A 23895-nucleotide genomic window follows, 5' to 3' on the forward strand; every position below is an offset into this window, starting at 1 on the left:
ATCAGATGAAACACGAAATTGTCGAAAAAAATATTGGTCTGATGATCGTACTGATCATCCTGACCATCAGTGGCGGCTTTCTGGCCGAAGTAGTGCCTCTGTTTTTCCAGAAAGACGTTAACGAGCCGGTAGAGGGGCTTGAGCCCCTGTCAGCGCTCGAACTGGAAGGCCGGGACATCTACATCCGCGAAGGCTGCCATGTGTGCCATACCCAACAGATCCGCCCGTTCCGGGCGGAAACCGAGCGGTATGGCCACTACTCCGTTGCGGGCGAGTTTGTTTATGACCGCCCGTTCCTGTGGGGCTCCAAGCGCACCGGTCCGGATCTGGCCCGTGTTGGCGGACGCTACTCCGATGCCTGGCAGCGCCAGCATCTGTACGACCCGCGCAGCGTAGTGCCTGAATCCAACATGCCGGCATTCCCTTGGCTGTTTGAAGACAAGGTCGACCACAGCAAGACCGCTGCCAAGCTGGAGACACTTCAGACTCTGGGCGTGCCCTACACCGACGAGCAGATTGCCGAAGCAGCCGCTCAGGTGGAAGGTAAATTCGAAATCGAAGCGCTGGTCGCGTACCTGCAACAGCTGGGTACTGTGATTTCAGACAGACGGTGAACCATGGATATTAATGAGTTACGCGGCATTCACACACTTCTGGTAATGGCGGTTTTCCTGGGAATCGTCTGGTGGGCCTACAGCGCCCACCGCAGGAAGGCCAACGACGAGGCAGCTCACCTGCCCTTCGACGATGACGACGTGGAAAAGCGTACGCTCGAACAGGAAAAAACGGAGAAAAAAGAATGAGTACCTTTTGGAGCATCTGGATCAGTGTGATCGTGCTCGGTACCGTGTTCGGCTGCTGGTGGCTGCTTTGGGCAACCCGCAAGAGCCAGACAACCGATACCGAAACCGACCGCACCATGGGCCATTCCTTTGATGGCATTGAGGAATACGATAACCCACTGCCAAAGTGGTGGTTTTACCTGTTCCTGGCCACTTGTGTTTTCGCCCTCGGTTACCTGGCCCTCTACCCGGGACTGGGCAACTATAAGGGTCTGCTTGGCTGGACTTCCACTAATCAGTGGGAAGCAGAGGTCGCCGAGGCCGAGGAAAAATACGGCCCGATATACGCCCAGTACGGTGAGACTCCGGTTCCCGAACTGGCCGAGAACAGCGATGCCATGAAAATAGGCCAGCGTCTGTTCGCCAACAACTGTGCGGTTTGCCACGGCTCTGCCGCTCGTGGCCAGGTTGGCTTCCCCAACCTGACCGACGACGATTGGCTGTGGGGCGGAACACCGGAAGCAATCCTGGAAACCTTGCACAATGGCCGTATGGGTAATATGCCGGCCAAGGGCACCATGCCCGGCATGACCAACGAGCAGGTGGATCAGGTTGTGAACTATGTTCTGAGCTTCAGCGGTCGGGAAAAAGACGCCGAAGCTGCCAAAGCAGGCGAACAAGTTTTCGCTCAGGCCTGTGTGGCCTGTCATGGCCCCGAGGGCAAAGGCATGGAGGCCATGGGCGCCCCCAACCTGACGGACAACACCTGGCTGTACGGATCCAACTACGAGTGGATCAAGGAAACCGTGATGAATGGCCGTCAGAATCAGATGCCCGCTCAGCAGGGTCGCCTCTCAGAGGATCAGATTCAGATTCTGGCAGCTTACGTATACAGCCTGTCTAACTGAGTCACCCGGCCGGGGGTTGCCCCGGACCGGTCTTTTCAACCCTGTGTCTGCCCTGCGGGCACAGGCTTGAAAAGATCAGCAGTCCCAGGGCCTGTTGTCCCGCATTACAGTTTTTCTGGAGGTAACGATGAGCAGTGAGATCCCGGTCAAACAGGTTGACCCATCCTCTGATCCCTCCGGCGACAACAATAAATCCGGAACCGTCGAACTCTACGCCAGCCGCAAGAAAATTTACGTAAAGGAAGTTAAAGGCTCCTTTCAGCGAATCCGGAATGTCAGCCTGACCATGTTGATGGGCATGTATTTCCTGTTTGTCTGGATTACGCTTGACGGGCAACCACTGATTTATTTCAATCTGCCAGCCCGCGAATTTCACCTCTTCGGCGTTACCTTCTTTCCCAAGGACTTTATTCTGCTTTCGGGCACGCTGATTATCGCCGCCTTCGGTCTGTTCTTCGTCACAACTCTGTTCGGCCGGGTCTGGTGCGGCTATACCTGCCCGCAAACCGTCTGGACCTTTATCTTCATGTGGGTCGAGGAACGGATCGAGGGCAGCCGTAACAAGCGCATGAAGCTGGACAAATCTCCCCGATCAGCCGGGAAACTGGTCAAAAAGTCCGCCAAACACGCCGTCTGGCTGTTGATTGCCCTTGCCACCGGCCTGACCTTTGTTGGCTACTTCTACCCTATTCGCGAGCTGCTGGGCGACCTTTTCACATTACAGGCAAATGGCTGGGCCTACTTCTGGGTTGGTTTTTTCACCGTTGCCACTTACCTGAATGCGGGCTGGATGCGGGAGCAGGTCTGCCTCTACATGTGCCCATATGCCCGCTTCCAGTCGGTGATGTTTGACCCCGACACTCGCGTGGTTTCCTACGATCCGAATCGTGGCGAGCCCAGGGGCGGCCGCAAAAAAGGCGTGGATCCGGCCGAGGCCGGTCTGGGCGACTGTATCGACTGCGGCCAGTGTGTTCAGGTATGTCCTACGGGCATTGATATCCGGGACGGCCTTCAGTACGAATGTATCGGCTGTGCGCTGTGCATTGATGCCTGTGACGAGATCATGGACAAGATGAATTACCCGAGGGGGCTGATCCGTTACACCACGGAGAATGAACTTGAAGGCAAGACCTCCAAACTCCTGCGACCAAGAACCTTCGGTTATGGCGCGGTGCTGTCACTGATGATTGCCGCGATTATCTTCACCATCGCCACCCGTGTGCCAGCCCAGATGGATGCTCTTCGGGATCGCGGTGCTCTTTACAGTTTCAATGGCGAGGGGCGGATTGAGAACTCCTACACCCTAAAAATCGCCAACATGACCGAAGTTCCCCAAACCTTCACTCTGTCAGTGACTGGCCTGGAGGGGATCCGGATCCTGACGGACACTTCGGTAACCGTTGAAAGTGGTGAAAACCGCTCACTGCCGACCGTAGTCGACGTGCCGCCGGAATCCATCACCGAATCCAATAACGATATCCTGTTCAGGGCACAATCCGAGACCGATTCTTCGCTGAGCCTTGAAACTGAAAGCCGATTTGTCGGTCCAACGCGCTGATCGTCGATCGTGCAGCACTGACCGTTTGAATGAGACATTGATTTATGACTACTGAAACACCCGTAGCACCCTGGTACCGCCAACCCTGGTTCTGGTTCCTGCTGATTTTTCCGGGGGCGTCCATCATTTACTGCGCCGTTGCCATCACTATCGCTGTCAGCACAGAAAATGCGATGGTCACCGACGACTGGTCCAAAGAAGGGCGCGGAATTAACATGTCCATAGCAAGAGACCAGAAGGCGGAAGATCTCGGTATGGAGGCCCAGATTGATTTCCAGAGCAAAAATATCACCGTCAACCTGAACACCGTTGAGGGTCCGGCGGATTTCCCGTATCTGATCCTGAACCTGTTCCATCCAACGCTTTCCGACAAGGATCGCACTGTTCAATTCCAGCAAATCGCTCCAGGGCGCTTTGCCGGTAAGCTCCTCAATGACATAGACGGCCGCTGGTACTACGATCTACGGGGTCCAGCTAACGAGTGGCGATTAAAAGGCGAAGCCTGGCTGCCAGCTGAAGACGGAATTACAGTCAAGGCCGGGGGGTCTGCCCAAGGTTGACCAGGCTGGATTGCTTTCACTGCGGTGAGCCAGCGGACGGTGAGCCGCCCATCACCCTCGAGCTCGAAGGTTCTACCCGTCACTTCTGCTGCCAGGGCTGCAAAGCGGTGTGCCAGACCATTCGCAGCGAGGGTCTCGCCGGGTTCTATGATTTCCGGACCAAACCGGCCGTTACCCCAAAGCAGCTGACCCCGGCGGAACTGAACCGAATCAGAGAGCTTGATCACCCTCTGGTTCAGGAGTCGTTTGTTGCACCGGTAAAAGGCGCACAGGAAGCGCAACTGCTGATTGGTGGCATCACCTGTGCCGCCTGTATCTGGCTGCTTGAAAACCATATGAAGCAGCAGCCCGGTGTCGACTCCTTCTCGGTAAACCATACCACCCAACGTGCGCGCTTGGTGTGGTCCCCGGATCAGGTTCGGCTGAGTGACCTGCTGATCGCGATCCACGAGCTCGGCTACACCGCCCGCCCCTACCAGGCAGACGAGGCGGAACAGGCGCTCAAGGCCGAGCATCGGTCCATGCTCATCCGCCTCGCCATTGCCGGAATCGGTTCGTTCCAGAGCATGATGCTGGCGTTTCCCCTTTATTTCGAACTGGTCAGCGAGCTGTCGCCCGAGTTCGTCAGCTTCTTTCGCTGGTTCAGCCTTCTGGTCGCTACCCCCGTGGTGCTCTTCAGCGCTGCACCTTTTTTCCGCAATGCCCAACGGGATATCCGCAGCCGGCATCTGACCATGGATGTGCCGGTTGCCATTGCCATCGGACTCGCCTACCTCGCCAGCGCGTGGGTAACCGTCTTTGGCGGCGAGGAAGTGTACTTTGAGTCCGTTTGCATGTTCACCTTTTTCCTCCTGCTCGGGCGCTACATTGAAGTTCAGGCCCGCTACCGGGCAGGCCTGACAGGCAATGCGCTTGCAGGGTTTCAGCCGACCGTCGCCACACTGGTCCAGGGCGATACTACCGACATTATCCCTGCCCATAAGATCCGGCCAGGCGATATCGTTCGTGTGCGCCCCGGCGAAACCCTGCCCGTCGATGGCGAGATTGTGCGGGGAGAATCAACCCTGAACGAAGCAGCCTTAACCGGGGAATACCTCCCTGAAACCCGCCATCCCGGGGATACTGTCCACGCCGGGAGCGTAAACGGGGAAAATCCGCTCGATGTCAGGGTGGTCAAGGCCGGCACCCAGACACGGCTCTCAGGCATTCTGCGAGTGCTGGACCGCGTGCAGTCGGAAAAACCGCGCGTTGCAATGATGGCCGACAGGATGGCCGGAAAATTCGTCGGGCGGGTTCTGATTCTGGCACCAGTTGTCTGGATAGGCTGGTGGCTGGCCGGTGCCGACAACGCCTTCGACATCACACTTTCTGTTCTGGTGGTGACGTGTCCCTGCGCGCTCTCCCTGGCGACACCGACTGCCATTACCTCGGCAACAGTCAGGCTCCGGCGGCTTGGTTTTCTCCCGACTCGGGGGCATACCCTTGAATCAATGAACACGATTGACACCGTGGTCTTCGATAAAACCGGGACACTCACACGGGGCGAGCTCAGCCTGGCCGGCACCACAATCGTTGGCAGCATGGATGAGCAGACTTGCCTCAAGCTTGCCGCGGGCCTGGAGAAATACTCCGAGCACCCCATAGCCAAAGTATTTCACCGTCGAACCACTGCTGCGGTCGAACATGTGAAAAATCACATTGGCGGTGGGCTTTCAGGCCGGCTGGGAGACCTGCAGCTGTTCATCGGCCACAGGGGGTTTGTCGAACAACATACCACCGCGCCAGCGCCACAAAAGGATCCGCATCAGGGTATGGAAATCTGGCTGGCCTCTGACCACGAGTGGCTGGCCTGTTTCAGGCTCGACGACCAGCCCCGTGACGATGCCCGGGCAGCCATCAAAGCTCTTCAGGATTCCGGCATTCGCACCCTGCTCCTCAGTGGCGACCGTTCCGGGCATGTAAACCAGGTGGCAGACATACTGGGCATTGACGAGGCTATCGGACAAGCCTCCCCAGAAGATAAACTGGCTGTGCTGGAGAAGCTGCAAGCCGAGGGCCGGCAAATTATGATGGTGGGCGACGGTCTGAACGATCTGCCCTCTATGGCTGGCGCCGGAATTTCGGTGGCCATGGGCACGGCTGCCGACCTGACCCAACTGAAAGCTGATGCAGTACTGCTGAATGGTCAATTGCTGCAATTGGTCGAAGCCCTTAAAACCAGTCGCCAGACCCAGCGCATCATCCGCCAGAATCTATGGTGGGCTCTCATATACAATGTGCTGGCGCTTCCCCTGGCCGCGGCCGGAATGGTCCCACCCTGGCTGGCAGCAATTGGCATGTCTCTCAGCTCTCTGGTGGTCGTTCTGAATGCGCTGCGGCTTGGCAAGGCACCGAGTCGGAAGAGTCAGGACAATCTCGCGGTTGGCGCCCAGGCGTTGTCCTGATACCGTGAACTTCTAATCTTTTCTGCGAGGTTGCACCGTGCAAATCGTCATGTTTCTGGTCCCGGTGATGCTCATACTGGTGGCGGTAGGCGTCGCCCTGTTCACATGGTCGGTCAAGAACGGTCAGTACGATGATCTCGAAGGCCCGGCGCATCGGATACTTTACGATGACGACAAGGATATGATCCCGGACGACGCTCGCACCGACAAACCGGCTGCCGGGGAGCCAACCCCGGAGCAAACAGCTGAAGTCAGCGATACCGCTGATACGGGTGAGGATAAGTCCCAAAAAGGATGAATCCGGAACTCTACCTCAGTTACCCGAGCGCCTTCCTGATCGGATTGCTAGGCAGCACGCACTGCCTCGGCATGTGCGGCGGCATCAGCGCTTCCCTCTCCATGGCCCTGCCTGTGGGCCGGGGGTTCCGGTTCCGGCAAACGGTAATGCTTCTGGCCTTCAACTTCGGGCGCATCGGCAGCTATGTCCTGATCGCAACACTGGTTGCGCTGGCCAGTACCTCGGCCGCCAGCCAGTGGGCCTCTGCCGGCCTGGTGCTTCGGACCCTGGCAGGGCTGCTGTTGATCTTCATGGGTTTGTCCATGGGCCAGTGGTGGCAGGGAATTCGCTACGTTGAGCGGGTGGGTGCTCCAATCTGGGCGCGCCTCTCCCCGCTGACCCGCCGCTTCCTGCCCGTGAATCACGGCGGACAGGCACTTGCTCTTGGAGCGCTCTGGGGCTGGCTGCCCTGCGGACTGGTATACAGCACGCTCGGTTGGGCAGCATTGCAACCGACAGTGGGCTCGGCCGCGCTGACCATGCTGTTTTTCGGGCTCGGCACGCTTCCCTCCATGTTGGCCACGGGTTTCGCGGCCAACTGGATCCGGGGTTTACAGAGCCATCAACTGTTCCGGAAGGTGACCGGCGGCCTGCTTATCCTGTTCGGACTCTGGACACTGCCTTTCCTGCATCTGGCCGGACACTAGCCGGCTAGATATTCAGGACATCCAGGCGACCGAAGTCAGTTGCGGTCTCGGGTTCAGCCGTCTGTACGGCCTGGCGCTTGCCACCGAGGCGCTTGCCTTCCTTGAAATCGTAGAGATTGGTATCCGCCAGGTGCGAGGGTTCCACATTGCACATGGCCCGGAACATGGTTTCCAACCGTCCGGGATGCTGCTTGTCCCAGCTCTGGAACATATCCTTGATCACCTGGCGCTGGAGATTCTCCTGGGAACCACACAGGTTGCAGGGGATGATGGGGAATTCGCGGAGACCCGCGTAGCGGGCGATGTCTTTTTCCCGGCTGTAGGCCAGCGGCCGGATAACCGTGTTGCGGCCATCGTCACTGTGCAGCACCGGAGGCATGGACTTCAGCTTGCCGCCGTAAAACATGTTCAGGAACAGGGTTTCCAACAGATCGTCCCGGTGGTGGCCCAGGGCAATCTTGGTAACCCCATGCTCTTCCGCGAAATTATAGAGAATTCCCCGGCGTAGACGGCTACACAGGCCGCAGGTCGTCTTCCCTTCCGGCACTTTTTCCTTAACAATGCTGTAGGTGTCCTTCTCGATGATGTGATACTCGATACCCATGGAGGACAGATATTCGGGCAACACCTCTTCCGGAAAGCCGGGCTGTTTCTGATCAAGGTTGACGGCAATCAGCTCAAACGAAACCGGGGCGCTCTTCTGCAGGTTGAGCAGAATATCGAGCAGTGCGTAAGAGTCTTTGCCGCCGCTGAGGCAGCACATGACTTTGTCGCCGGCTTCAATCATCGAGAAATCGGCAATCGCCTGCCCGACTTCGCGGCGCAGACGTTTCTGCAGCTTGTTCAATTCCAGTTTCTGGCGGCGCTCCCGCTCTGGGTTGATAGACTGTTCGGAACTGGCGATCATTGCTTCGGACATACCAACTACGTTCATAAGGCAAGTGGACGTGGGATTATACGCGTCACATGGATTCAGGGACAGGATACCGACATGGATATGTTGCAATCGGGTGAAGAGATCACAGGCAAACGGGAACAGAACCGTATCCGGAACCGCAGGGCAATCCTGCATGCCGCCCGGGAGTGTTTTCGCGAGCGGGGGTACGAAAACTCAACCATCCGCGACATCGTTCGGCGAACGGGTCTTGCAGCCGGCACCTTCTACAATTATTTCTCAAGCAAGCAGGATATTTTCGCGGCCTTGCTTACCGACTTCCTGACCAATCTGAACAACAATCTCAGCCAACAGCGGCGGGCAGCCGACAATCCTGAGGATTTCATCCACTACGCCTACCTGGCCCTCTATACCGCGACCGCCCGGGATCCGCTGGTGTATGAACTCGCTCACCGCAATGACCGGGCACTTCGGGAACTGTTCGGTTCGGATATTCTCGGCCTGGCCATGTTATCTCTGGAAGAAGATGTTCGCGAGGCGATGGAACGCGGGCTTCTTCCCCGGATTGAGTACGAGTACCTGTGCGCCGCTTTTTTCGGCGTCGCCTACGAGACCAGCCTGACGCTGGCAAGGCGCGCCCACAGCAACCCGGAGTCGGCGGATGCGGAAGCGTTAACGGCGACCCGGTTCTCCACCGCCCTGTTCATGGGTGGACTTCCGCAGGTGGCCGCACTTCCCTGATGGGCCGCAGTGCCCTAACATGAGTCCTATGACAGACAGCCATTCTCCCATCAATGCTTCTCATCCCAGGACTGTGGATGATGATGACTGCCTGGAGCAGCAGATTCAGCACCTGCTGGTGGCCGTTGAGCACGAACTCAGATCGGCACCGGCGGGCTTGAATGAATTATCGCTGATCAAGGCGCTTCAGAGACCGCCCTGGGAACTGCTTGGACAGGTTGTTTTCAGCGAACCGGAAAAACTCTATCCGGTGCATTTTCTGTTGTTTCACGTGCTCTACCGTCTTCGTGACCAGTTATCCGAAACCGGCGAGAGCCTGAAAATTTCGCCCTTGAGCATCCGGATCGAGTCACAGTCGGTGGTCGGTGGCGAAGGGGTTCCGGACAGTGTCGACACACTTCGTCAATTCTATCTGGATCTTTCCCAGTACCGTCTGCCGGAGGAAGCCATTCAACAGATGATGAATGATTTCTGGGCAGGTGCTCCAGGCCAGGCACCGGCGCAATCCGAAGCCAGGGAAGCCGCCGAAGTACTGGGATTTCAGGCTGTCCCTACAGACTTTCCAACGGTCAAACAGCGATTCCGCCGGGCGGTCATGCACGCTCACCCGGACCGCGGCGGCAAGACCGAAACCATTCAGCATCTCAATCAGGCCTTTGCGGTACTGAAAGCCCACTTCCGTCACAGCATCTGACCGGCCTTTTCGATCTGGCCAGGGCCGATAAATACAGGAGACGATATGCCGCTCACAGCATTCCTGAAACTTTCCCTTCTCGTCGCGATTACGGCGACCGCCATCTCAGCCCGCGCTGACCTCGTTGTCCTGCAGTATCATCATGTCAGTGATTCAACGCCGCCCGCTACCAGCACGTCTGTGTCTCTTTTCGAGGGCCAACTGAACATGATCTTGGATCTGGAGCTGGACGTTGTGGATCTACAGCAAGGCACCGAAACAACGCTGGCCGGTACCGATGGGCAAGGTAATCACATCGCCATTACCTTCGATGACGCCTACGACTCCGTCTACCATACGGCGGCGCCGCTGCTGGCCGACAAGGCCTATCCCTACACGATTTTTGTAAATACAGAAGCCGTTGGCCGAAACGGCTACATGACCTGGGATCAGATTCGGGAGTTGGCCGAACGTTCGGGCGTAACGATTGCCAACCACAGCGCTGACCATGGGCATCTCGCCCGGAAACCGAACGAAAGTCAGAGTGACTGGCAAGCCAGGGTTACCAGCAGTCTCGACTCAGCCCAGGGGACCCTCTCCAGGGAATTGAAGGCGCCTGCACCCATGTTTGCGTACCCTTACGGCGAGTTTGACGAAGCACTGGAGCGCAAAGTGGCCGAGCGGGGCTGGTACGGTTTTGGCCAGCAATCCGGCGCCATCGGCCAACAAACCGAGAAAACCCGATTGCCGCGTTTTCCGATGGCAAACGCCTACGGACAGTTGGGGAGCCTTGAGAACAAACTTCGCAGCAAAGCCTTCCCTGTTGATACCGGCGAGCTGCCGGACGGGGTGATCTCGGAGAATCCGCCCACCCTGGTTTTCCCGCTGGTTGAACCCATTGATGCCAACCGGTTGACCTGCTTTGCCTCCGGTCAGGGACGTATCGACTTTGACGTGACTGATGGCAATGTGGAAGTAAAGGCCCCTGAGGCCTTCAATAGCCGGCGATTCCGCTACAACTGCACCCACCCTGCGGGCGATGGCAGTTACTACTGGCTATCCCAGCAGTGGCTGGACCTGAGCAAACCTGAAGACTGAACCCTCACTCCTCCACCTGCATCAGGCCAATTTCACCGTGCCTGATGTGGGAAATTTTCTCGGGGCCGGCACGGGTCTCTATAACGGTCTGGCCCTCCAGGTCCTGCTCTCGGGTAAACAGGACAAGCCAACGCTCTCCCTGGCCCGGAAAAGCAGGAACCCATGCTTCCAGATAGCCGCGCCGGTGCCAGTTCTCGGGGGTAAAATCCATAACCAGGTCTGTTACCAGCCTTAACGGCGCCATCTTCTCATCGAGAAACACCAGGGAGGGCACCACCACCCCGTCTTTGGCATAGGAGCGCAGGCGTATGACAAGACTGCCGTGCTTATCCGCGTCCGGAAGTGCAATCAGTTGATAGGGGCTGGTTCCGGTAAGAAACGGATATGTAGCTGAACGATCCGAGAGGGTAACGCCAAACTCCCGTCCCGATTGCCACCCTTGTCGACTGGCGGCATCCATGGAATCGCAACAGGTCGCTGAAAACCGGGCAAAGAAATCGTCTGTTGAAGCCTCAATGCCCAGGATGGCAAAGGCGTCCGGATCATAGCCCTCTACCGGAGCGTGGCCTGCGCCATCGGGACCTGCACGGTAAACGCTGGCTTCGGTGATCTGAACGGGTGGCTCCACCAGCCCTTTCTCAAGATCAGAGCGGATGTCCGGCCGGTAATAGCTGACCCGGACATTGCCCTCGGCGTCTCGCCAGGTGAAATAGGGTTGCCGCTCCCCCGGCCGAACGTAGCCATCTTTTTCAAGCTCGCCGGCATCCGGGTAGTTTTCGAGTGTGTACTCGGTGTTTTCCTGCGGTCCTGACTCCGGGCTCGCCCCACTATCTGACTGCACCGGGTGTTTCTCGGATTCCGGATCGCGCTGCTCTTCAGCTACCTCTTCAACTACCTCTTCAACTACCTCTGCAGACTCACGATTCAAGTCTTTCTGCTCGGCTCCGGTTATCGGTGAGTATCGAACCCTGCCCTGCTCGTCTACCCACGTGAAATAACCTTCCCGTTCCGACACCGTAGACCCGCCAATCTGGCAGCCTCCGAGAACTGCTGCCAGAGAAAGGCACAAGGCTGATTTCCGTAAAGAGCCGTTAATCACTGCGAATGACTACCCTCTGGTCAATGGCACCACTCAGAACTTGGTCCGGAAACTGAGGCCCGCCATCACAACCCGTAGCGAGGTTTTGACATCCAGGCCTGCATAGGGGTTGTAGATAATGTTGGTGATGTTGTCGCAGTTCAGATTACAGCTGGTGTCCGCGGGAATCGACTCCACCGAATGAAGATAACTGAGATTCATGTCGATTTCGGTGTCCTTATCCCACTGGTACCCCATACCGATGCTGTAGAGGTTTGCCCCACCGAATGGCGCCATAACCTGTCGCTGATCATCCGGGATAACCGAATCCCGTATTTCCACGCCAGCACGCAGGTCCAGACGGGAAGACGCATGAAACTCCATGCCAAACGCCCAGTTCCACTGGCTCTTGAAACCCAGGGGCAACCTCAGGGTATTCGGCGTGGCATTGTCCGGCGACAGGATCCGGGCCGCATTGAGAAACTCCAGATTACGATCAAACCGGAAAACAAAGGCGTCCCACTGTTTGTAATCGGTCCAGCCAATGTCGGCGTTGAGGGTCAGTTTCGGATGCACGTCAACACTGATACCAGTCTGGAAGTGCTGGGGATACACCAGATCCATACTGACGTTGCCGGATTCCTTGGGCGCACCGGACGGAAGACTCAGGATCGCCGAGGTAATCGCACCCAGCACCGATCCGTTAACTCTCTGCCAGAAGCCGGACCAGTCATCGGTGTACTGGATTTCGAAGGTGCCCTTCATGTTCATTTCAGCTTCAGAGGTATAGCTCGCCCCCCAGCTGAACCAATCAGTTGGCTCCCACATCACCCCTAGTGCATAGGTGGGTGACAGGGTTTCCTGAACGTTGATACTCAGAGCACCGATATCGTCCCAGGGACCGACATTACCACCACACAGCGCCAGCCATGGCTGCAGCGGTTCGTCACCGCTTTCACAATTAAAGGCATCCTGAAGGACTTCCGCCACGCCCAGCAACATGTTGGGCGCCCGCATGTACTGATCCGCGGCGATCCCCATCTGCGACAGGTGAATACCGGCGCCAACCGACCACTGGTCGTTGATCTCGTAACCAACCGTTGGTGACAGATAGGTCGTTCTCTGCAAGGCGGTGGCCTGGGGCTGATACCGGCCCGGATCGTCCTTGTCCCGATAAAAACCCGCCGCCAGCGGCAGGTAAAACGCATTCCCGAAGGTGAGTTTGGACCCGGGCGGATTGATGCTGATACCCGCCGATGGCGCAACAGCCGGCCCCGGCGGCGCCCTCAGAATGCCGTAGCCCGGAAGGTACAGCGCCACATTGTTGGTATGGCTGCGGGTATTGGCAACCGGGTCCCTTTGCTTGCCCGTCCGGGGATCAATCTCCAGCCCGTCTATGCCGAAAATCTCGTAGCCCTCAGGCGCCGTGAAACCCGCATCGATATCCAGGTAGATGCTCATCAGATTCACTTCCAGTTGACGACCGTCCAGCTTGGTCAGCCCCGCCGGATTGTAGTGAATCGCCATGATACCCGGTGGGTCGGCGGTAACGGCATTGCCCAGCGCCAGCGCCTTGGGATGTATGGTCAGGTTCTGCGCAAGCTGGGCCTGGGCACCACACGAGATGGTCGTGGCAATCAGGGCCGCGAGAATCCGACGGTTGTGGCTTTGCTGTGCCATGAAATCCTTCCCTTCCCTTAAGTCGTCAACGACACCAATCACTCTTTGAGGCCGGAGAAGTTAATGGGCAGGGATACCCCCAGGGAAAAGTCCGGTGCATCCTCGGTGAGACCAATGCCAAGGCTGGTGTTGACGATTGTGGTATCGCTGACGCGAGTGCCCAGGGACAGGCTCAGAAAACCGGTCATCTGGTCCTGCGCCACCGCCTGGTCGCCATTGGAGAAGCTCAGCACAGTCTCGTCGGTGTAGCTGAGCTGAGCCGAAATACTGAGGGAGATGTCGTAGGACAGCGAATAGGCGAAGCCACCGGAACCCGACACCCCGAACCCGGGATCGAGGTTGGTCAGCAGCCGCGCTCCCCGGACTTGCTGAAGGCCTTCCACAGGCAGGTTATAGGTGGCACTCACCGAACCGAAGATCACTACCGGATCCAGAACCTTGGACAGGCTCGCGCCGCCACCGATTGAATAATAGCCGCTGCCAGTGGAGAGTTGTTCGTTGATATCGATCTCGTAGGGGCTGACGCCGGTCTTGCTCGTCAGGGTTCCGAACAGGGTGGTCGACATCTTGCCGGGCACATAGGCAAAGGGCTGCCAGCGGCCAGTGAAGGAGATGTCACCAAAATCGTAAACGTTCAGTTCATCCTGGGTGTCGTACTTGACCACCAGCGGAATACGGGTGCCCACCGTCAGGTTATCAAGCAGGCCGTAGTCGTAGGTAAAGGAATTGGTGAAAATGTGGGTAGCCGACGGCACCACATCAAGGTTCCTGACCGAGCCGTTGGTAATGGCAAGGTCCAGCCGCTGATCGGCGGTATAGGAATAGTCGAATGAAAAGTTCAGATAGTGAGACCCCTTCTTCTGAAGGGAATAATTGTTCTCCGCAGCCTGGAAGACCTCTTCCAGCTGCTGTGACGCATCCTGGTCTCCCTCCTGTTTGGCCAGCGCCTCCCGCGCCTGATCCACACTGCCTTCATCCGCCAGGGTCATGCCCGAAAGCGGACCTGCCATGGAAACAAGGATAACGCCTCGCGCAAACCAACGATTCATCCTGACTCCCTTTCTTATTAGTAATTTTCCTGACGCCGGTGAACCCCGGCAAGTTAGTTACGACGGTAAAACAACTGCTTCCGGGTATTCTCGACGCTGCCATCGGGATTGTTTTTCTGGCGCTCCAGCAGATTCTGGATGCGCCTCTCGGTGGATTCGTGAAATTCCGGTATCCTCTCCAGCGCCAGCAACGTCATGGTCTGGTCGTCCACAAAGCGAAGGTCTTCCTCTTTCAGCTCCAGGTTGTCCAGGGGCTTGTCACCTCCCGGAAATACTATGAACAACACGTTGTCGTCCCATTTCTCCTCGAACTGGGCCAGAGTAAAGGAGATATTGCCGACTGAAGGATCTGCCAGGTAGGCGCGCCCGTCGCGGATCGTCCGTAACACCACGAAATGCTTGAAGCCCGCGTGGTGGATGGGCACGATCGCCGGGTGATCGAGGTCCCTGAGGTCATCGATGGTGGCCCGGAAGCCGCCTGACGGGTAACCGAGTGCCGTCACCAGCCGCTTCATATCGAGCATGGAGAACGCGCGCCGCTCAACGATGCGCTCACTTTCGCCGTAGTGGAGCAGCCCCTCCATGACCTGTCGTTCTGACAAGGTCCGTCCGAGATAGAAGTTCAGCACCGTGGTCAGCGCCGCGCTTCCACAGCTGTAGTCATAGGCCTGACGCACGATATTCCGGAACTTCTGTTCAACCAGAGGCTCCACCCTGACGTCGGAGCGCAATTCAACAGGACTGGAATCCACATCCTGCTCAATGACGATCTGGCCCTTCTCAAAAGGCTCCACCACGGTCGCTTCCTGCACCATGGTGAATGTAAGAATGGATCCAGCGAGCACCAGCAGCATGTCAGACGAAGTCCCTGTTTTTATTGGCCACGTTATTAAGCGGGTTACATGTTGTTACGGTAAGATACCGAAAAGCCTGCGCCCTTAAAGATAACTGTGCCTCAAATCTGTCGCTGCAGGAGGGGCCTTAGGAAGGGGATTTGAGAACTGTTTCATGACATGGATGGGAATCGGGAAGCAGGCCCGGTTGCCGGGCCTGCCGTTCAAAAGGTAAAGACCACGCCGAGTAACAGGTAGCTCAGGGCAGTTACCACGACAATGCCCATCAGATTGAGAGCAAACCCGGCTCTGATCATGTCGCTGATCTGCATGTGACCACTGGAGAACACGATGGCATTGGGTGGCGTGGCCACCGGCATCATGAAGGCACAGCTGGCCGCGATGGCGGCAGGCACAGTGAGTAGTAACGGTGACACGCCCTGACTCAGGGCCAGCGCCCCAGCAACGGCAGAAACGCCGCCGCGGTTGCGGTATTGCTGGTAACTTCGGTCAGAAAGATGATGATACCCGCCACCAGAACAATCATGACAAGGGTTGGCAGGGCGCCGGCCATGCCCAGCCCGAAGTCGCGCCGGGTCAGCCACCACCAGGCCAGGGCCAGCATGACAACCGTCACTGGAACCCCCAGCAACATCCATTGGGCAAAGCCCACAGAAATACCCTGGTTTTCGCTCAGGTAGGCCGCCAGCAAGGCATTTGGCGGTGTGCCGATAAGTGTGGCAATACCACCGATACTGGCGGAATAGGCGATAGCCAAAAGGAGGGCCGTGGCGTAACGCCGAATGCCCTCGGGATTGTCATTGCTGTTCATCATCGCCACCACCGACAGACCAATCGGCAGCATCATGATGGCTGTTGCAGTATTGCTGACCCACATGCTCAAAAACGCGGTTGCCAACATGAACCCGGCAATCTGCCGCCGGGGTTTACTGCCAACGGCCTTCAGCGTCATCAGGGCGATCCGGCGATGCAGGTTCCATCGCTGCATCGCAAGCCCGAGTGTGAAGCCCCCCCCAGGAACAGGAAAATGATCGGATTGGCATAGGGCTCGGTGGCTTCACCAACCGTCCCGAGCCCGAGCGCGGGAACCAGCACGATTGGCAGCAAGGCAGTGGCGGGAATCGGAATGGCTTCGGTAGACCACCAGGTAGCCATCAGCAGCATCAACCCCAGCGCCGCCCAGGCTTCCGCGGCCATGGTTTCCGGAGGTGGGAGTATGATGGTTGCCAGCAGAAAGGCAGCCCCGAGGATCAGTCCAATGACCTGGCTGCGGGGCAGCCCCTCGGCCTGTTTGTCAGCGTTGAGCTCTTCGGACATACAGTTCTATTCCATCATTCAGACATTCAACATCAGCAGGCGGGCGAAACGTCAGAGCGCCTGAAGCTGGCGATCATGAAAACGCCCGAGCAGGATAAGAGCCAGAATGGCGCCGGACAAGGCCCAGGCCATATCCGACTGGGTATCCCAGACGTAGCCCTGTGTGCCCAGAAAGGCCTCGGCCGCTTCGTCACTGAGCAAGGCCACCCACCATTCAATCAGCTCGTAAAAGGCGCTTAGCGCCAGACAGAAACAGACGATGAAAAACGCCGCCCAGCGGCGACTGGAGAACACGTCGAAGCGAATGACCACTTCCCTGGCAATGATTGCCGGTATAAACCCCTGTGCCAGGTGGCCAAGCTTGTCGTAGTTATTGCGCTCCCAGTCAAACCAGTCCCGAAACCAGTCGAACAAAGGTACTTCCGCGTAGGTATAGTGCCCTCCAACCATCAGGATGACGGCGTGGACCAGAATCAGGAAATAGACAAGAGGCGTCAGGGGATAACGGAAGAAACACCAGACAACCAGCACAAAACCAATGACAGCGGGCAGGACTTCCAGCGCCCAGGTGGCCCGATCCCTGGGTCCGATGGCAGACCAGACAAAGACTGCAAGAAAGACCACCACCCAGACGGCGGGCGCAAATCGCAGGTTCATAGGTTTCCTTTTGTACGTGGTTATCCAGACGCACCGGCGCGCAGGAAGTGGCCATAGCCAGGCTCCCGGCCCAGGGCAGCTTCAACCTCACCATCCGTTACCGCGGGTCGGCCGTTGATCAGCACCTCTCTGATACAACCAGGCACCCGGTTGACCATTCTCTCCAGTCCGAAGTTTTCCATCTCGGCCCACTCAACCTGTTCCAGATCCTGATCAAGGCCACGGGGGTCCAGTACCGTTATATCCGCCCGGTCACCTTTCCTGATATGACCGGCATCAACACCAAGCCAGTCTGCCTGTTCGCCGGTCAGTCGATGTACGGCACGTTCCAGCGACATGACCGGCTCACTCTCCACATGGCTTTCGTAAACCAGCTTGAGAAACCGCAGAGGCAGATTGTAGAAGGCCATATTACGGATGTGGGCGCCGGCATCGGAAAAGGTGATCAGGGCACCGGGATTGGTGACCATTTTCCGGAGCCGATCCTTTCTGTGGTTGCCTACCGTGGTGAACCAGCGCAGTGAACGGCCATGGGCAACCACCATGTCGAGAAAGAAATCGACCACATGGATGCCACGGTCGGCCGCCAGCTCAGCAAAGTTGCGGCCAACCACGCTTTTATCCGGGCAGTCGAGAATAACGGCATCGCCGAAATCCCTCTGCCATACCCGGGGCGAGAGCTTTTCTTTGTAGAATTTCCTGAATTTCCGCCGGTACTGTTCGTCTTTAAGAAGTTCATTGCGCTCAAGCTGATCCCGTATATCGAGGGCCATTTCACCGGCGCCGAACTCTTCAAACAGCACGATATCCATGCCGTCAGCATAGACCGTGAACGGCGTTGGCAGGAGCTGCCAGCGGAAGTTGCCGCCAAAGCTGTTGGCCAGCCACCCCACCAGGCTGGCCATGGGTTTGACCGTGGGATTGCCTTTCAGATCGATCATGGCAATCAGGGTTGTTTTCAGGGGCTTTCTCAACCAGCCCAGGGTCTCTTTCAGGTACTGGGTTACCTGCAGAGGATTGGCCGCATTGGGCGCACCCTGATGCACCCGTCCGTACCGGCGCAAAAGGGCATTCAGACGGCTGACCTCACGCCATCGGGCGTAGGTGCTCGGCAGGCTCTTGGACCACTCCCGGTCACCATCCACCTTGTCCCATTTCAGGCACATGGTGGAAAGACCGAGAAAGCCCTCCTGCAGAGCCTCCTCAAGGAGGGCTTCCATTTGTCTTTGCTCTTCTGATGTCGGAGTCACGCCCCGGTCGGTGGCGCGATGCAGCCCCATAACGGCAGTTCTCAGATCACTGTGGCCGAGAAAGCTGATGACATTGGGCCCCAATGGGTGCTGGTCCATGAACGCCACCCAGTCTTTGGGTGTCTGCCAGGACTTGTACTGTTTCAGAATGGGCAGCACTTTTTCCCTGGGAACCGTTTCCACCCGGGTAAAAATATCCGAGGCGTCCTCCGGATCGGAACAGACCATACTCAGGGAGCAGCTGCCGATCAGCACGGTAGTGACACCGTGACGCACAGATTCAGACAGGGACGGCGCTACCAGCAGCTCGGCATCGTAGTGGGTATGGGTATCCAGAAAGCCCGGTGTCACCCAGCATCCGCTGGCGTCAATCGTGCGTGTCGCCAGGCCGGTGCCGGGCTGCTCATCAAATACCCCGGCAACTCGCCCATCTTTGACGCCAACATGGGCTATGCGTGAAGGTCCGCCGGTACCGTCAAAGTAACGACCACCAATAATGAGAGTGTCGAACTTGTTCACAGTGCCAGGCTCCTTTTTGTTGTTTTATGCCGTCAGTCTAGCCAGCAAAACGTGATATGTCCTCTCATTTCAGCGGACAAGGCCGGCAATACGGGCCATTAACGAACCCTGATCTGGCTGCCGTCTTCCAGCTGACGATCCGGGTGCCGGACCACACGGTCTGCCTCGCCAAGACCATCCTGAATCACCGTATGGAATCCGTTTGTACGCCCCACCGACACGTTGGTAAGCACCGCTCTGTCGTCAACAGCGCGGAATACCTGGTGCTGGCCGTCACTGACAAAGATGGCAGATTCCGGAACCTGAAGAACATTGTCTGATCGCCAGAGCAGAAACTCGGCGTCCACCCGGTACCCGTCTCCAAGGCTCTGCCACGCGTCCGTAGGGCTGGTAATGTCCGCAACGACCTGTACCCGCCTCTCTTCAACACCCAGGGCCGACATGTCCTCGAATCCGACCGGCTCAACCCGACGGACGACAGCATCAAGAGTGCCGCCACCCCATCCAGTGAGGCGCGTCGCTATACCGGGTTGAAGGTTCACAGCGTCAAAACTCAACACATCGACAACCACCTCAAGCGCCCCGGGGTCTCCCAGTTCCAGAATGGCTTCACCGGCCTGGATGACGCCCTCACTTTTCCGGACTATTCCGAGGACCGAACCATTCACCGGAGACCTTACTGGCACACGTTCAACCGCTCCATTACCGTTTGCCCGTGCAGCAGATACTTCAAGGCGGGTTCTGGCCGCTGCCAGTTCATGGGCCATTACTTCCTCGTCAAAGCGGGCGGAACGCAGAATGGCCTTTGCCCTGTCCGCAGCGGCCTTCGCCTGCTGCAAACGCTCGTCGGAAACAAAATGGTCATCACTCAGAGCCTGCAGGCGGGCCAGTTCCCGAACGGCCAGATCTGCTTCCGCCTCAGCGGCTGCGACTTTTTGACGAGTGGAATTGAGCGCCGATCGGGCCGACTGTGCTTTGGCCTCCGCTTCTGCCCGGCTGCGGGCATCCAGGGTGCTGGCAGGCATGGGGTCCACCTCTGTCAGCAGCTCTCCTGGAATAACCGGATCCCCCACCTCCAGCAAGACCCTGTGTAAGTAGCCGGCAACCGGGGAAGACACCACGTAACGGTCCCGCACCCGGGTTTTTCCTTCTTCCTTGATGGTGATTTCCATGGGTCCACGGGTTACCGGCGCCAGGTCCACCCAAACCGGATCGGGCCGGATCGTGACCACGACTGCAGCAATGGCGAGCAAAACAAACACGCCCCAGAACAACCATTTCCCCGCAAACCCTTTTTTCGTCATAACCTCAGTTCACTCCCTGGTTGCTTCCGCACCTATTCCCTTGTTTTCAACACGGCTACCAGATCCAGCGCTTTCAGGCGCCACCAGGCAATCACCCCGGAAGCGATTGCCGAAACCACCACGACCAGCGCGGACATGCCAAGCGTCTGGGTGGTTATGGTCAGGGGCACCCGATACAGCTCCGTTTGCATGGCAGTAACAATCATCAGTGCCAGCCCCTGGCCAATCAGCCAACCGAGCGGAATGCCCAGTAACAGCAAGAGCGCAACCTCTCCCAACAATATATGCGCAACTTCATTATGGGTGTACCCCAGGACTCTCAGACTCGCCAACTCCCGACCTTTCTCAGCCAGGGAAATCCGGATGGTGTTGTAGACCACCCCGAAGGCGATGATTCCACCCATCAGGCTGTTGAAAAAGGTGAACGTCAGGAAGGTTCTCGCCAGGGTGTCATAGAAACTATCCAGCATGGCCTGGCGGATGTTCAAGCCAAGCACCCCTGGTGCTTCACGAAGGCTGTTATAGACTTCCGAAGCCTTGTCGGGCTCCAGGTTTATCATGGCCTGATTGATCAGGGGCCCATCACCCAGCGCCCGGTTAAGGGCATCCAGGTCCATGTAGGCACCGACCCCAAGAAACTCGCTGGTGATACCGGCGACTGGAACCATTACCGTTCGCCGGTCACCTTCGAGGAGCTCCAGCTGCAAAACATCCCCTGGGCCGACACCCAGCTCATCCGCCAGATAATCGGTCAACAACAGCCCTTCCCTGGGGAGCGTTACCGGTTTCAGATCGCTGTCGATGACAAATTGCAGTCTCGCATCGGAAGGTATTCCGGTGACCGCACTTCGCCACTCCCGATGACCGGCAACCAGACGGGCCGGCACTGAGCGGCGACCCTCCACGTACCGGATCCCGGCTTGCCTCTGCAAGCCGTACAACGCCGTGCTATTCACCGGATCAATGAAGGTCGCGGCGAGATCCTGTTGCTGAACTCTTGCAAACTGCGTGTGCACCATCAGGGATACCGAATCAAACTGGAAGTTACCCACCATCACGATGGCGGTTGCCATGGCGACCCCACTCATGGACAACAGGGTCCGAACCGGACGACGAGAGAGCTGGCGCACAATCATTCGGGAGGGCTGGGAGAAACGGATGCCTGAGAGGAGCTTTTCCATTACGGTCACCCGGTATCTGGCGGGTCCTTCCGGCCTCATGGCTTCTGCAGGTGGCAGGGAGGCCGCCTGCCTGATGGCCCGCCAGGCACCGAGCCAGGCCACCTCGATGGTCAGTATGCCCAGCAACAAAAGCCATAGAGGGTCGATACGGAACAACAACCCGGGGAACCGGTAGTAATCCATATAGAGTTCCCCCAGTGACCGTCCCAGCCAAAGCCCCAGCGCAAGGCCGGCCAACAAACCGATAACCGCAATCACGATGACCAGTTTGCTGTAGTGCCAGGCGATCTGGCGATTGCTGTAGCCGAAGGCCTTGAGCACGGCAACAATGTCCCGCTGGGTGCTGATCAGACGGCCGATCACCACGTTCAGCAGAAACATGGCCACACTCATGAAAATGAGAGGAAATACCGTCGCCATGGTTTTCAGCTGGTTCAGCTCGTCACTCAGGAAGCGATGAGAAAACTGATCATCCCGGCCAAAGGCTCCTGTCGCCCCGTAACGGGCCAGGAGTCGGTCCAGGGCATCGACCACAGAGGCAACGGAGTGGCCCGGTCTGAGCGTTACCACCAGGCTGTTGAATGCGCCCCGCATGTCCATGGCGGATTCCAGGGCTTCCCTGTTCATCCACAGCACACCATAACGCCGATAATCAGGCAGCATGCCGCCAGGGGGAATGACGTATATGAACTCCGGTGACTCGACGATGCCAGTTATCGTAAGTTCCTGTCGCCGGCCGTTGATAATCGCCTCAAACTGATCACCCAGTACCAACTCATGCGCTTCGGCAAAGCTTCCGATGACCGCGACTTCCTGGCTGCGACCTGCCCCCGGAAGCCGCCCCTGACGGATAAACAAGCGATTGACCTCAGGCTGCCCCTCCGGAGGAATGGATACCAACCGGGCCGACACGGGATCCGCGAAGCCAGGCATCTCCAATTTTGCGGCTCCCTCGACTCTCCCCTCGTACCTTGCTATGGCAGGTAATGAACCTAGTTCCTTGAGGGCATGGCGGGGCGCCCGTTTGACGGGGGCAAACACATCGGCAAACTGGTGCTGATCGTAGTACTGGGCTCTGGTCGCCAGTAACGATGAATAGTTCACCAGCGACATCACACAGACACCTACGCCTCCTGCGATCACCAGCGCGATGGCCAGTACCTGGCCCCGCATCTGCCAGAGCTCGCGCCGTAGTTTGGTATTCAGAACCGTGTTAAGACCTTTCGCGGCCATTTTTCTACCATTTGGCCCCGTTACCAGGACAGTGTCCGGGGATCCTGGCGACGTTCGTTACGGCGCTCACCACTGATGTTGCCGTCGGAGAGCGTGATCACGCGATCCCCCATGCCACCAATAGAGGCATTGTGGGTGATAATAACGGTGGTCGTGCCCGTCTCCCGGTTGGCTTTTTCCAGAGCTTCAAGAACCAGCACACCCGTGGCCGAATCCAGAGCTCCGGTCGGCTCATCGCAAAGAAGTACTTCCGGTCGTTTGGCAATGGCCCTGGCGATGGCAACCCTCTGCTGTTCACCACCGGAAAGCTGCGCGGGAAAGTGGTCGATGCGGCTCTTCAATCCAACCAGCTCAAGAGCTTCTTCGGGAGACATCGGATGGGACGCAATCTCGGTGACGGCCGCAACATTTTCCCGCGCGGTCAGGCTTGGAATGAGATTGTAGAACTGGAATACGAAACCAACATGCTCACGGCGGTAACGGGTCAGTTCGCGGTCTCCGGCTGCACTGAGATCAATATCCCGATACCGCACCTCACCGGACGATGGCACATCCAGCCCGCCAAGAATGTTCAGAAGTGTGGATTTGCCTGAACCCGAAGCGCCCAGCATGACGACCAGTTCGCCGCCATAGAGATCCAGATCCACCCCACGGAGCGCATGAACCTGAACCTCTCCCTGATCATAGGTTTTCGTGAGGCCCCGGGTCTGGAATACCGCAGAGCCGGCCCCGGCTTCCGTTCCTGGCTCCATGGTGTCAGTCAGTCTTCGGCACAGTCCACGCAAACCGTGGTGTAAGGCAGCACCTGCAAACGGCGGGGGTCGATGGCCTCGCCGCAGGATTCGCATTCGTCGCCCACACCATTGTCAATGCGTGCCAGGGCGTGTTCGATCTGAGCGAGTTCGGAGCGGGTTTCCGTTTCCAGCGAGTCGACCACCTCGTCATTCTGGGTCTGGGTAGCCTGCTCCTCGAAATCCTTGTCCAGCGCGCCATCCTCCCGGTGCTGGTGCGCTTCATACCGGGAAAGTCTGGCCGTCAGGTCTGCCCTCAATGTTTCCAGTTCGGATTTCCGGTTAGTCATTTGGCGCCTCCTGGCTTGCCGGGAAATACATATTCATACAGTAAAGCAT

Annotated in this window: 22 protein-coding genes and 1 pseudogene; 11 read left to right on the top strand and 12 right to left on the bottom strand. The window is 57.7% G+C overall.

Going from position 1 to position 23895, the window contains the following annotated elements:
• Positions 1–5 precede the first annotated feature (5 nt).
• The 8 genes from ccoO (at position 6) to ACGK9W_RS08135 (ending at position 7236) form a co-directional block, all read left to right on the top strand.
• Positions 6–614: a cytochrome-c oxidase, cbb3-type subunit II gene (gene ccoO, locus ACGK9W_RS08100; RefSeq protein WP_092029819.1), complete on the top strand. Its 609-nt coding sequence runs from the start codon at positions 6–8 to the stop codon at positions 612–614.
• 3 nt (positions 615–617) lie between these two features.
• Positions 618–803 carry a CcoQ/FixQ family Cbb3-type cytochrome c oxidase assembly chaperone gene (locus ACGK9W_RS08105; protein WP_008174730.1) on the top strand — a complete coding sequence of 62 codons (186 nt, stop codon included), beginning with the start codon at positions 618–620 and terminating at the stop codon, positions 801–803.
• Positions 800–1690 carry a cytochrome-c oxidase, cbb3-type subunit III gene (ccoP, locus tag ACGK9W_RS08110; RefSeq protein ID WP_405420265.1) on the top strand — a complete coding sequence of 297 codons (891 nt, stop codon included), beginning with the start codon at positions 800–802 and terminating at the stop codon, positions 1688–1690. The genes ACGK9W_RS08105 and ccoP overlap by 4 nt, the downstream gene beginning before the upstream one ends.
• A 127-nt stretch (positions 1691–1817) precedes the next feature.
• Positions 1818–3248, top strand: coding sequence for a cytochrome c oxidase accessory protein CcoG (ccoG, locus tag ACGK9W_RS08115; RefSeq protein WP_092029823.1), 1431 nt, complete (start codon positions 1818–1820; stop codon positions 3246–3248).
• A 44-nt stretch (positions 3249–3292) separates the two neighbouring features.
• Positions 3293–3808, top strand: coding sequence for a FixH family protein (locus ACGK9W_RS08120; RefSeq protein ID WP_008174725.1), 516 nt, complete (start codon positions 3293–3295; stop codon positions 3806–3808).
• Positions 3805–6252 carry a heavy metal translocating P-type ATPase gene (locus tag ACGK9W_RS08125; RefSeq protein WP_405420270.1) on the top strand — a complete coding sequence of 816 codons (2448 nt, stop codon included), beginning with the start codon at positions 3805–3807 and terminating at the stop codon, positions 6250–6252. Before ACGK9W_RS08120 ends, ACGK9W_RS08125 begins: the two co-directional genes overlap by 4 nt.
• Positions 6253–6301: 49 nt before the next feature.
• A complete protein-coding gene (gene ccoS, locus ACGK9W_RS08130; RefSeq protein WP_008174722.1) occupies positions 6302–6550 on the top strand; it encodes a cbb3-type cytochrome oxidase assembly protein CcoS in 249 nt (82 codons plus the stop codon).
• Positions 6547–7236 carry a sulfite exporter TauE/SafE family protein gene (locus ACGK9W_RS08135; protein WP_092029825.1) on the top strand — a complete coding sequence of 230 codons (690 nt, stop codon included), beginning with the start codon at positions 6547–6549 and terminating at the stop codon, positions 7234–7236. Before ccoS ends, ACGK9W_RS08135 begins: the two co-directional genes overlap by 4 nt.
• Positions 7237–7240: 4 nt before the next feature.
• Here ACGK9W_RS08135 and ttcA read toward each other — a convergent pair whose 3' ends face one another.
• Positions 7241–8155, bottom strand: coding sequence for a tRNA 2-thiocytidine(32) synthetase TtcA (ttcA, locus tag ACGK9W_RS08140; RefSeq protein ID WP_092029827.1), 915 nt, complete (start codon positions 8153–8155; stop codon positions 7241–7243).
• Positions 8156–8227: 72 nt separating this feature from the next.
• Between ttcA and ACGK9W_RS08145 the strand changes: the two genes are divergently transcribed.
• From ACGK9W_RS08145 to ACGK9W_RS08155, 3 genes are read left to right on the top strand one after another with little or no spacing between them, the layout of a single operon-like run.
• The gene (locus tag ACGK9W_RS08145) at positions 8228–8872 is read left to right on the top strand and encodes a TetR/AcrR family transcriptional regulator (RefSeq protein ID WP_405420275.1); all 645 of its coding nucleotides are present in this window, start codon (positions 8228–8230) and stop codon (positions 8870–8872) included.
• A 28-nt stretch (positions 8873–8900) separates the two neighbouring features.
• On the top strand, positions 8901–9566 hold the full coding sequence (locus tag ACGK9W_RS08150) for a DNA-J related domain-containing protein (RefSeq protein ID WP_405421001.1): 666 nt from the start codon (positions 8901–8903) through the stop codon (positions 9564–9566).
• Positions 9567–9611: 45 nt separating this feature from the next.
• Positions 9612–10643, top strand: coding sequence for a polysaccharide deacetylase family protein (locus ACGK9W_RS08155; protein WP_273017221.1), 1032 nt, complete (start codon positions 9612–9614; stop codon positions 10641–10643).
• A gap of 4 nt (positions 10644–10647) precedes the next feature.
• Here the strand turns inward: ACGK9W_RS08155 and ACGK9W_RS08160 are convergent, their stop codons facing one another.
• The 11 genes and pseudogenes from ACGK9W_RS08160 to ACGK9W_RS08210 all read right to left on the bottom strand — a co-directional run bounded on the left by ACGK9W_RS08160 (position 10648) and on the right by ACGK9W_RS08210 (position 23846).
• Positions 10648–11712 (bottom strand): MalM family protein, encoded by a 1065-nt coding sequence (locus ACGK9W_RS08160; protein ID WP_092029834.1) that lies wholly within the window; start codon positions 11710–11712, stop codon positions 10648–10650.
• Between the two features lie 63 nt (positions 11713–11775).
• Positions 11776–13401 (bottom strand): OmpP1/FadL family transporter, encoded by a 1626-nt coding sequence (locus ACGK9W_RS08165; protein ID WP_405420279.1) that lies wholly within the window; start codon positions 13399–13401, stop codon positions 11776–11778.
• 38 nt (positions 13402–13439) lie between these two features.
• On the bottom strand, positions 13440–14450 hold the full coding sequence (locus tag ACGK9W_RS08170; RefSeq protein ID WP_273017578.1) for a transporter: 1011 nt from the start codon (positions 14448–14450) through the stop codon (positions 13440–13442).
• A gap of 53 nt (positions 14451–14503) precedes the next feature.
• On the bottom strand, positions 14504–15304 hold the full coding sequence (locus ACGK9W_RS08175; protein WP_405420281.1) for a C39 family peptidase: 801 nt from the start codon (positions 15302–15304) through the stop codon (positions 14504–14506).
• 203 nt (positions 15305–15507) lie between these two features.
• Positions 15508–16621, bottom strand: a pseudogene (locus tag ACGK9W_RS08180) (SLC13 family permease).
• A 51-nt stretch (positions 16622–16672) separates the two neighbouring features.
• Entirely contained in the window at positions 16673–17278 is a 606-nt protein-coding gene (locus ACGK9W_RS08185) for a DUF2238 domain-containing protein (protein WP_008174699.1), read from the bottom strand.
• Between the two features lie 20 nt (positions 17279–17298).
• A complete protein-coding gene (locus tag ACGK9W_RS08190) occupies positions 17299–19047 on the bottom strand; it encodes an amidohydrolase family protein (protein WP_405420284.1) in 1749 nt (582 codons plus the stop codon).
• 98 nt (positions 19048–19145) lie between these two features.
• Entirely contained in the window at positions 19146–20351 is a 1206-nt protein-coding gene (locus ACGK9W_RS08195) for an efflux RND transporter periplasmic adaptor subunit (RefSeq protein ID WP_405420287.1), read from the bottom strand.
• Between the two features lie 32 nt (positions 20352–20383).
• Positions 20384–22765, bottom strand: coding sequence for an ABC transporter permease (locus ACGK9W_RS08200; RefSeq protein ID WP_405420290.1), 2382 nt, complete (start codon positions 22763–22765; stop codon positions 20384–20386).
• A gap of 20 nt (positions 22766–22785) precedes the next feature.
• A complete protein-coding gene (locus ACGK9W_RS08205) occupies positions 22786–23517 on the bottom strand; it encodes an ABC transporter ATP-binding protein (RefSeq protein WP_405420291.1) in 732 nt (243 codons plus the stop codon).
• 8 nt (positions 23518–23525) lie between these two features.
• Positions 23526–23846, bottom strand: coding sequence for a TraR/DksA family transcriptional regulator (locus ACGK9W_RS08210; protein ID WP_273044262.1), 321 nt, complete (start codon positions 23844–23846; stop codon positions 23526–23528).
• Positions 23847–23895 lie beyond the last annotated feature (49 nt).

Source organism: Marinobacter flavimaris, from assembly GCF_045057155.1.
GTDB lineage: Bacteria > Pseudomonadota > Gammaproteobacteria > Pseudomonadales > Oleiphilaceae > Marinobacter > Marinobacter manganoxydans.

Bases quoted from the DNA above. Each gene is read 5' to 3' on its own strand.
- ACGK9W_RS08170 (WP_273017578.1), bottom strand. From the start codon at position 14,450: ATGAATCGTTGGTTTGCGCGAGGCGTTATCCTTGTTTCCATGGCAGGT.
- ACGK9W_RS08155 (WP_273017221.1), top strand. From the start codon at position 9,612: ATGCCGCTCACAGCATTCCTGAAACTTTCCCTTCTCGTCGCGATTACG.
- ACGK9W_RS08200 (WP_405420290.1), bottom strand. From the start codon at position 22,765: ATGGCCGCGAAAGGTCTTAACACGGTTCTGAATACCAAACTACGGCGC.
- ACGK9W_RS08175 (WP_405420281.1), bottom strand. From the start codon at position 15,304: ATGCTGCTGGTGCTCGCTGGATCCATTCTTACATTCACCATGGTGCAG.
- ACGK9W_RS08165 (WP_405420279.1), bottom strand. From the start codon at position 13,401: ATGGCACAGCAAAGCCACAACCGTCGGATTCTCGCGGCCCTGATTGCC.
- ccoO (WP_092029819.1), top strand. From the start codon at position 6: ATGAAACACGAAATTGTCGAAAAAAATATTGGTCTGATGATCGTACTG.
- ACGK9W_RS08120 (WP_008174725.1), top strand. From the start codon at position 3,293: ATGACTACTGAAACACCCGTAGCACCCTGGTACCGCCAACCCTGGTTC.
- ccoP (WP_405420265.1), top strand. From the start codon at position 800: ATGAGTACCTTTTGGAGCATCTGGATCAGTGTGATCGTGCTCGGTACC.
- ACGK9W_RS08145 (WP_405420275.1), top strand. From the start codon at position 8,228: ATGGATATGTTGCAATCGGGTGAAGAGATCACAGGCAAACGGGAACAG.
- ccoS (WP_008174722.1), top strand. From the start codon at position 6,302: ATGTTTCTGGTCCCGGTGATGCTCATACTGGTGGCGGTAGGCGTCGCC.
- ACGK9W_RS08195 (WP_405420287.1), bottom strand. From the start codon at position 20,351: ATGACGAAAAAAGGGTTTGCGGGGAAATGGTTGTTCTGGGGCGTGTTT.
- ACGK9W_RS08205 (WP_405420291.1), bottom strand. From the start codon at position 23,517: ATGGAGCCAGGAACGGAAGCCGGGGCCGGCTCTGCGGTATTCCAGACC.
- ACGK9W_RS08185 (WP_008174699.1), bottom strand. From the start codon at position 17,278: ATGAACCTGCGATTTGCGCCCGCCGTCTGGGTGGTGGTCTTTCTTGCA.
- ACGK9W_RS08210 (WP_273044262.1), bottom strand. From the start codon at position 23,846: ATGACTAACCGGAAATCCGAACTGGAAACATTGAGGGCAGACCTGACG.
- ACGK9W_RS08135 (WP_092029825.1), top strand. From the start codon at position 6,547: ATGAATCCGGAACTCTACCTCAGTTACCCGAGCGCCTTCCTGATCGGA.
- ACGK9W_RS08105 (WP_008174730.1), top strand. From the start codon at position 618: ATGGATATTAATGAGTTACGCGGCATTCACACACTTCTGGTAATGGCG.
- ttcA (WP_092029827.1), bottom strand. From the start codon at position 8,155: ATGTCCGAAGCAATGATCGCCAGTTCCGAACAGTCTATCAACCCAGAG.
- ACGK9W_RS08150 (WP_405421001.1), top strand. From the start codon at position 8,901: ATGACAGACAGCCATTCTCCCATCAATGCTTCTCATCCCAGGACTGTG.
- ccoG (WP_092029823.1), top strand. From the start codon at position 1,818: ATGAGCAGTGAGATCCCGGTCAAACAGGTTGACCCATCCTCTGATCCC.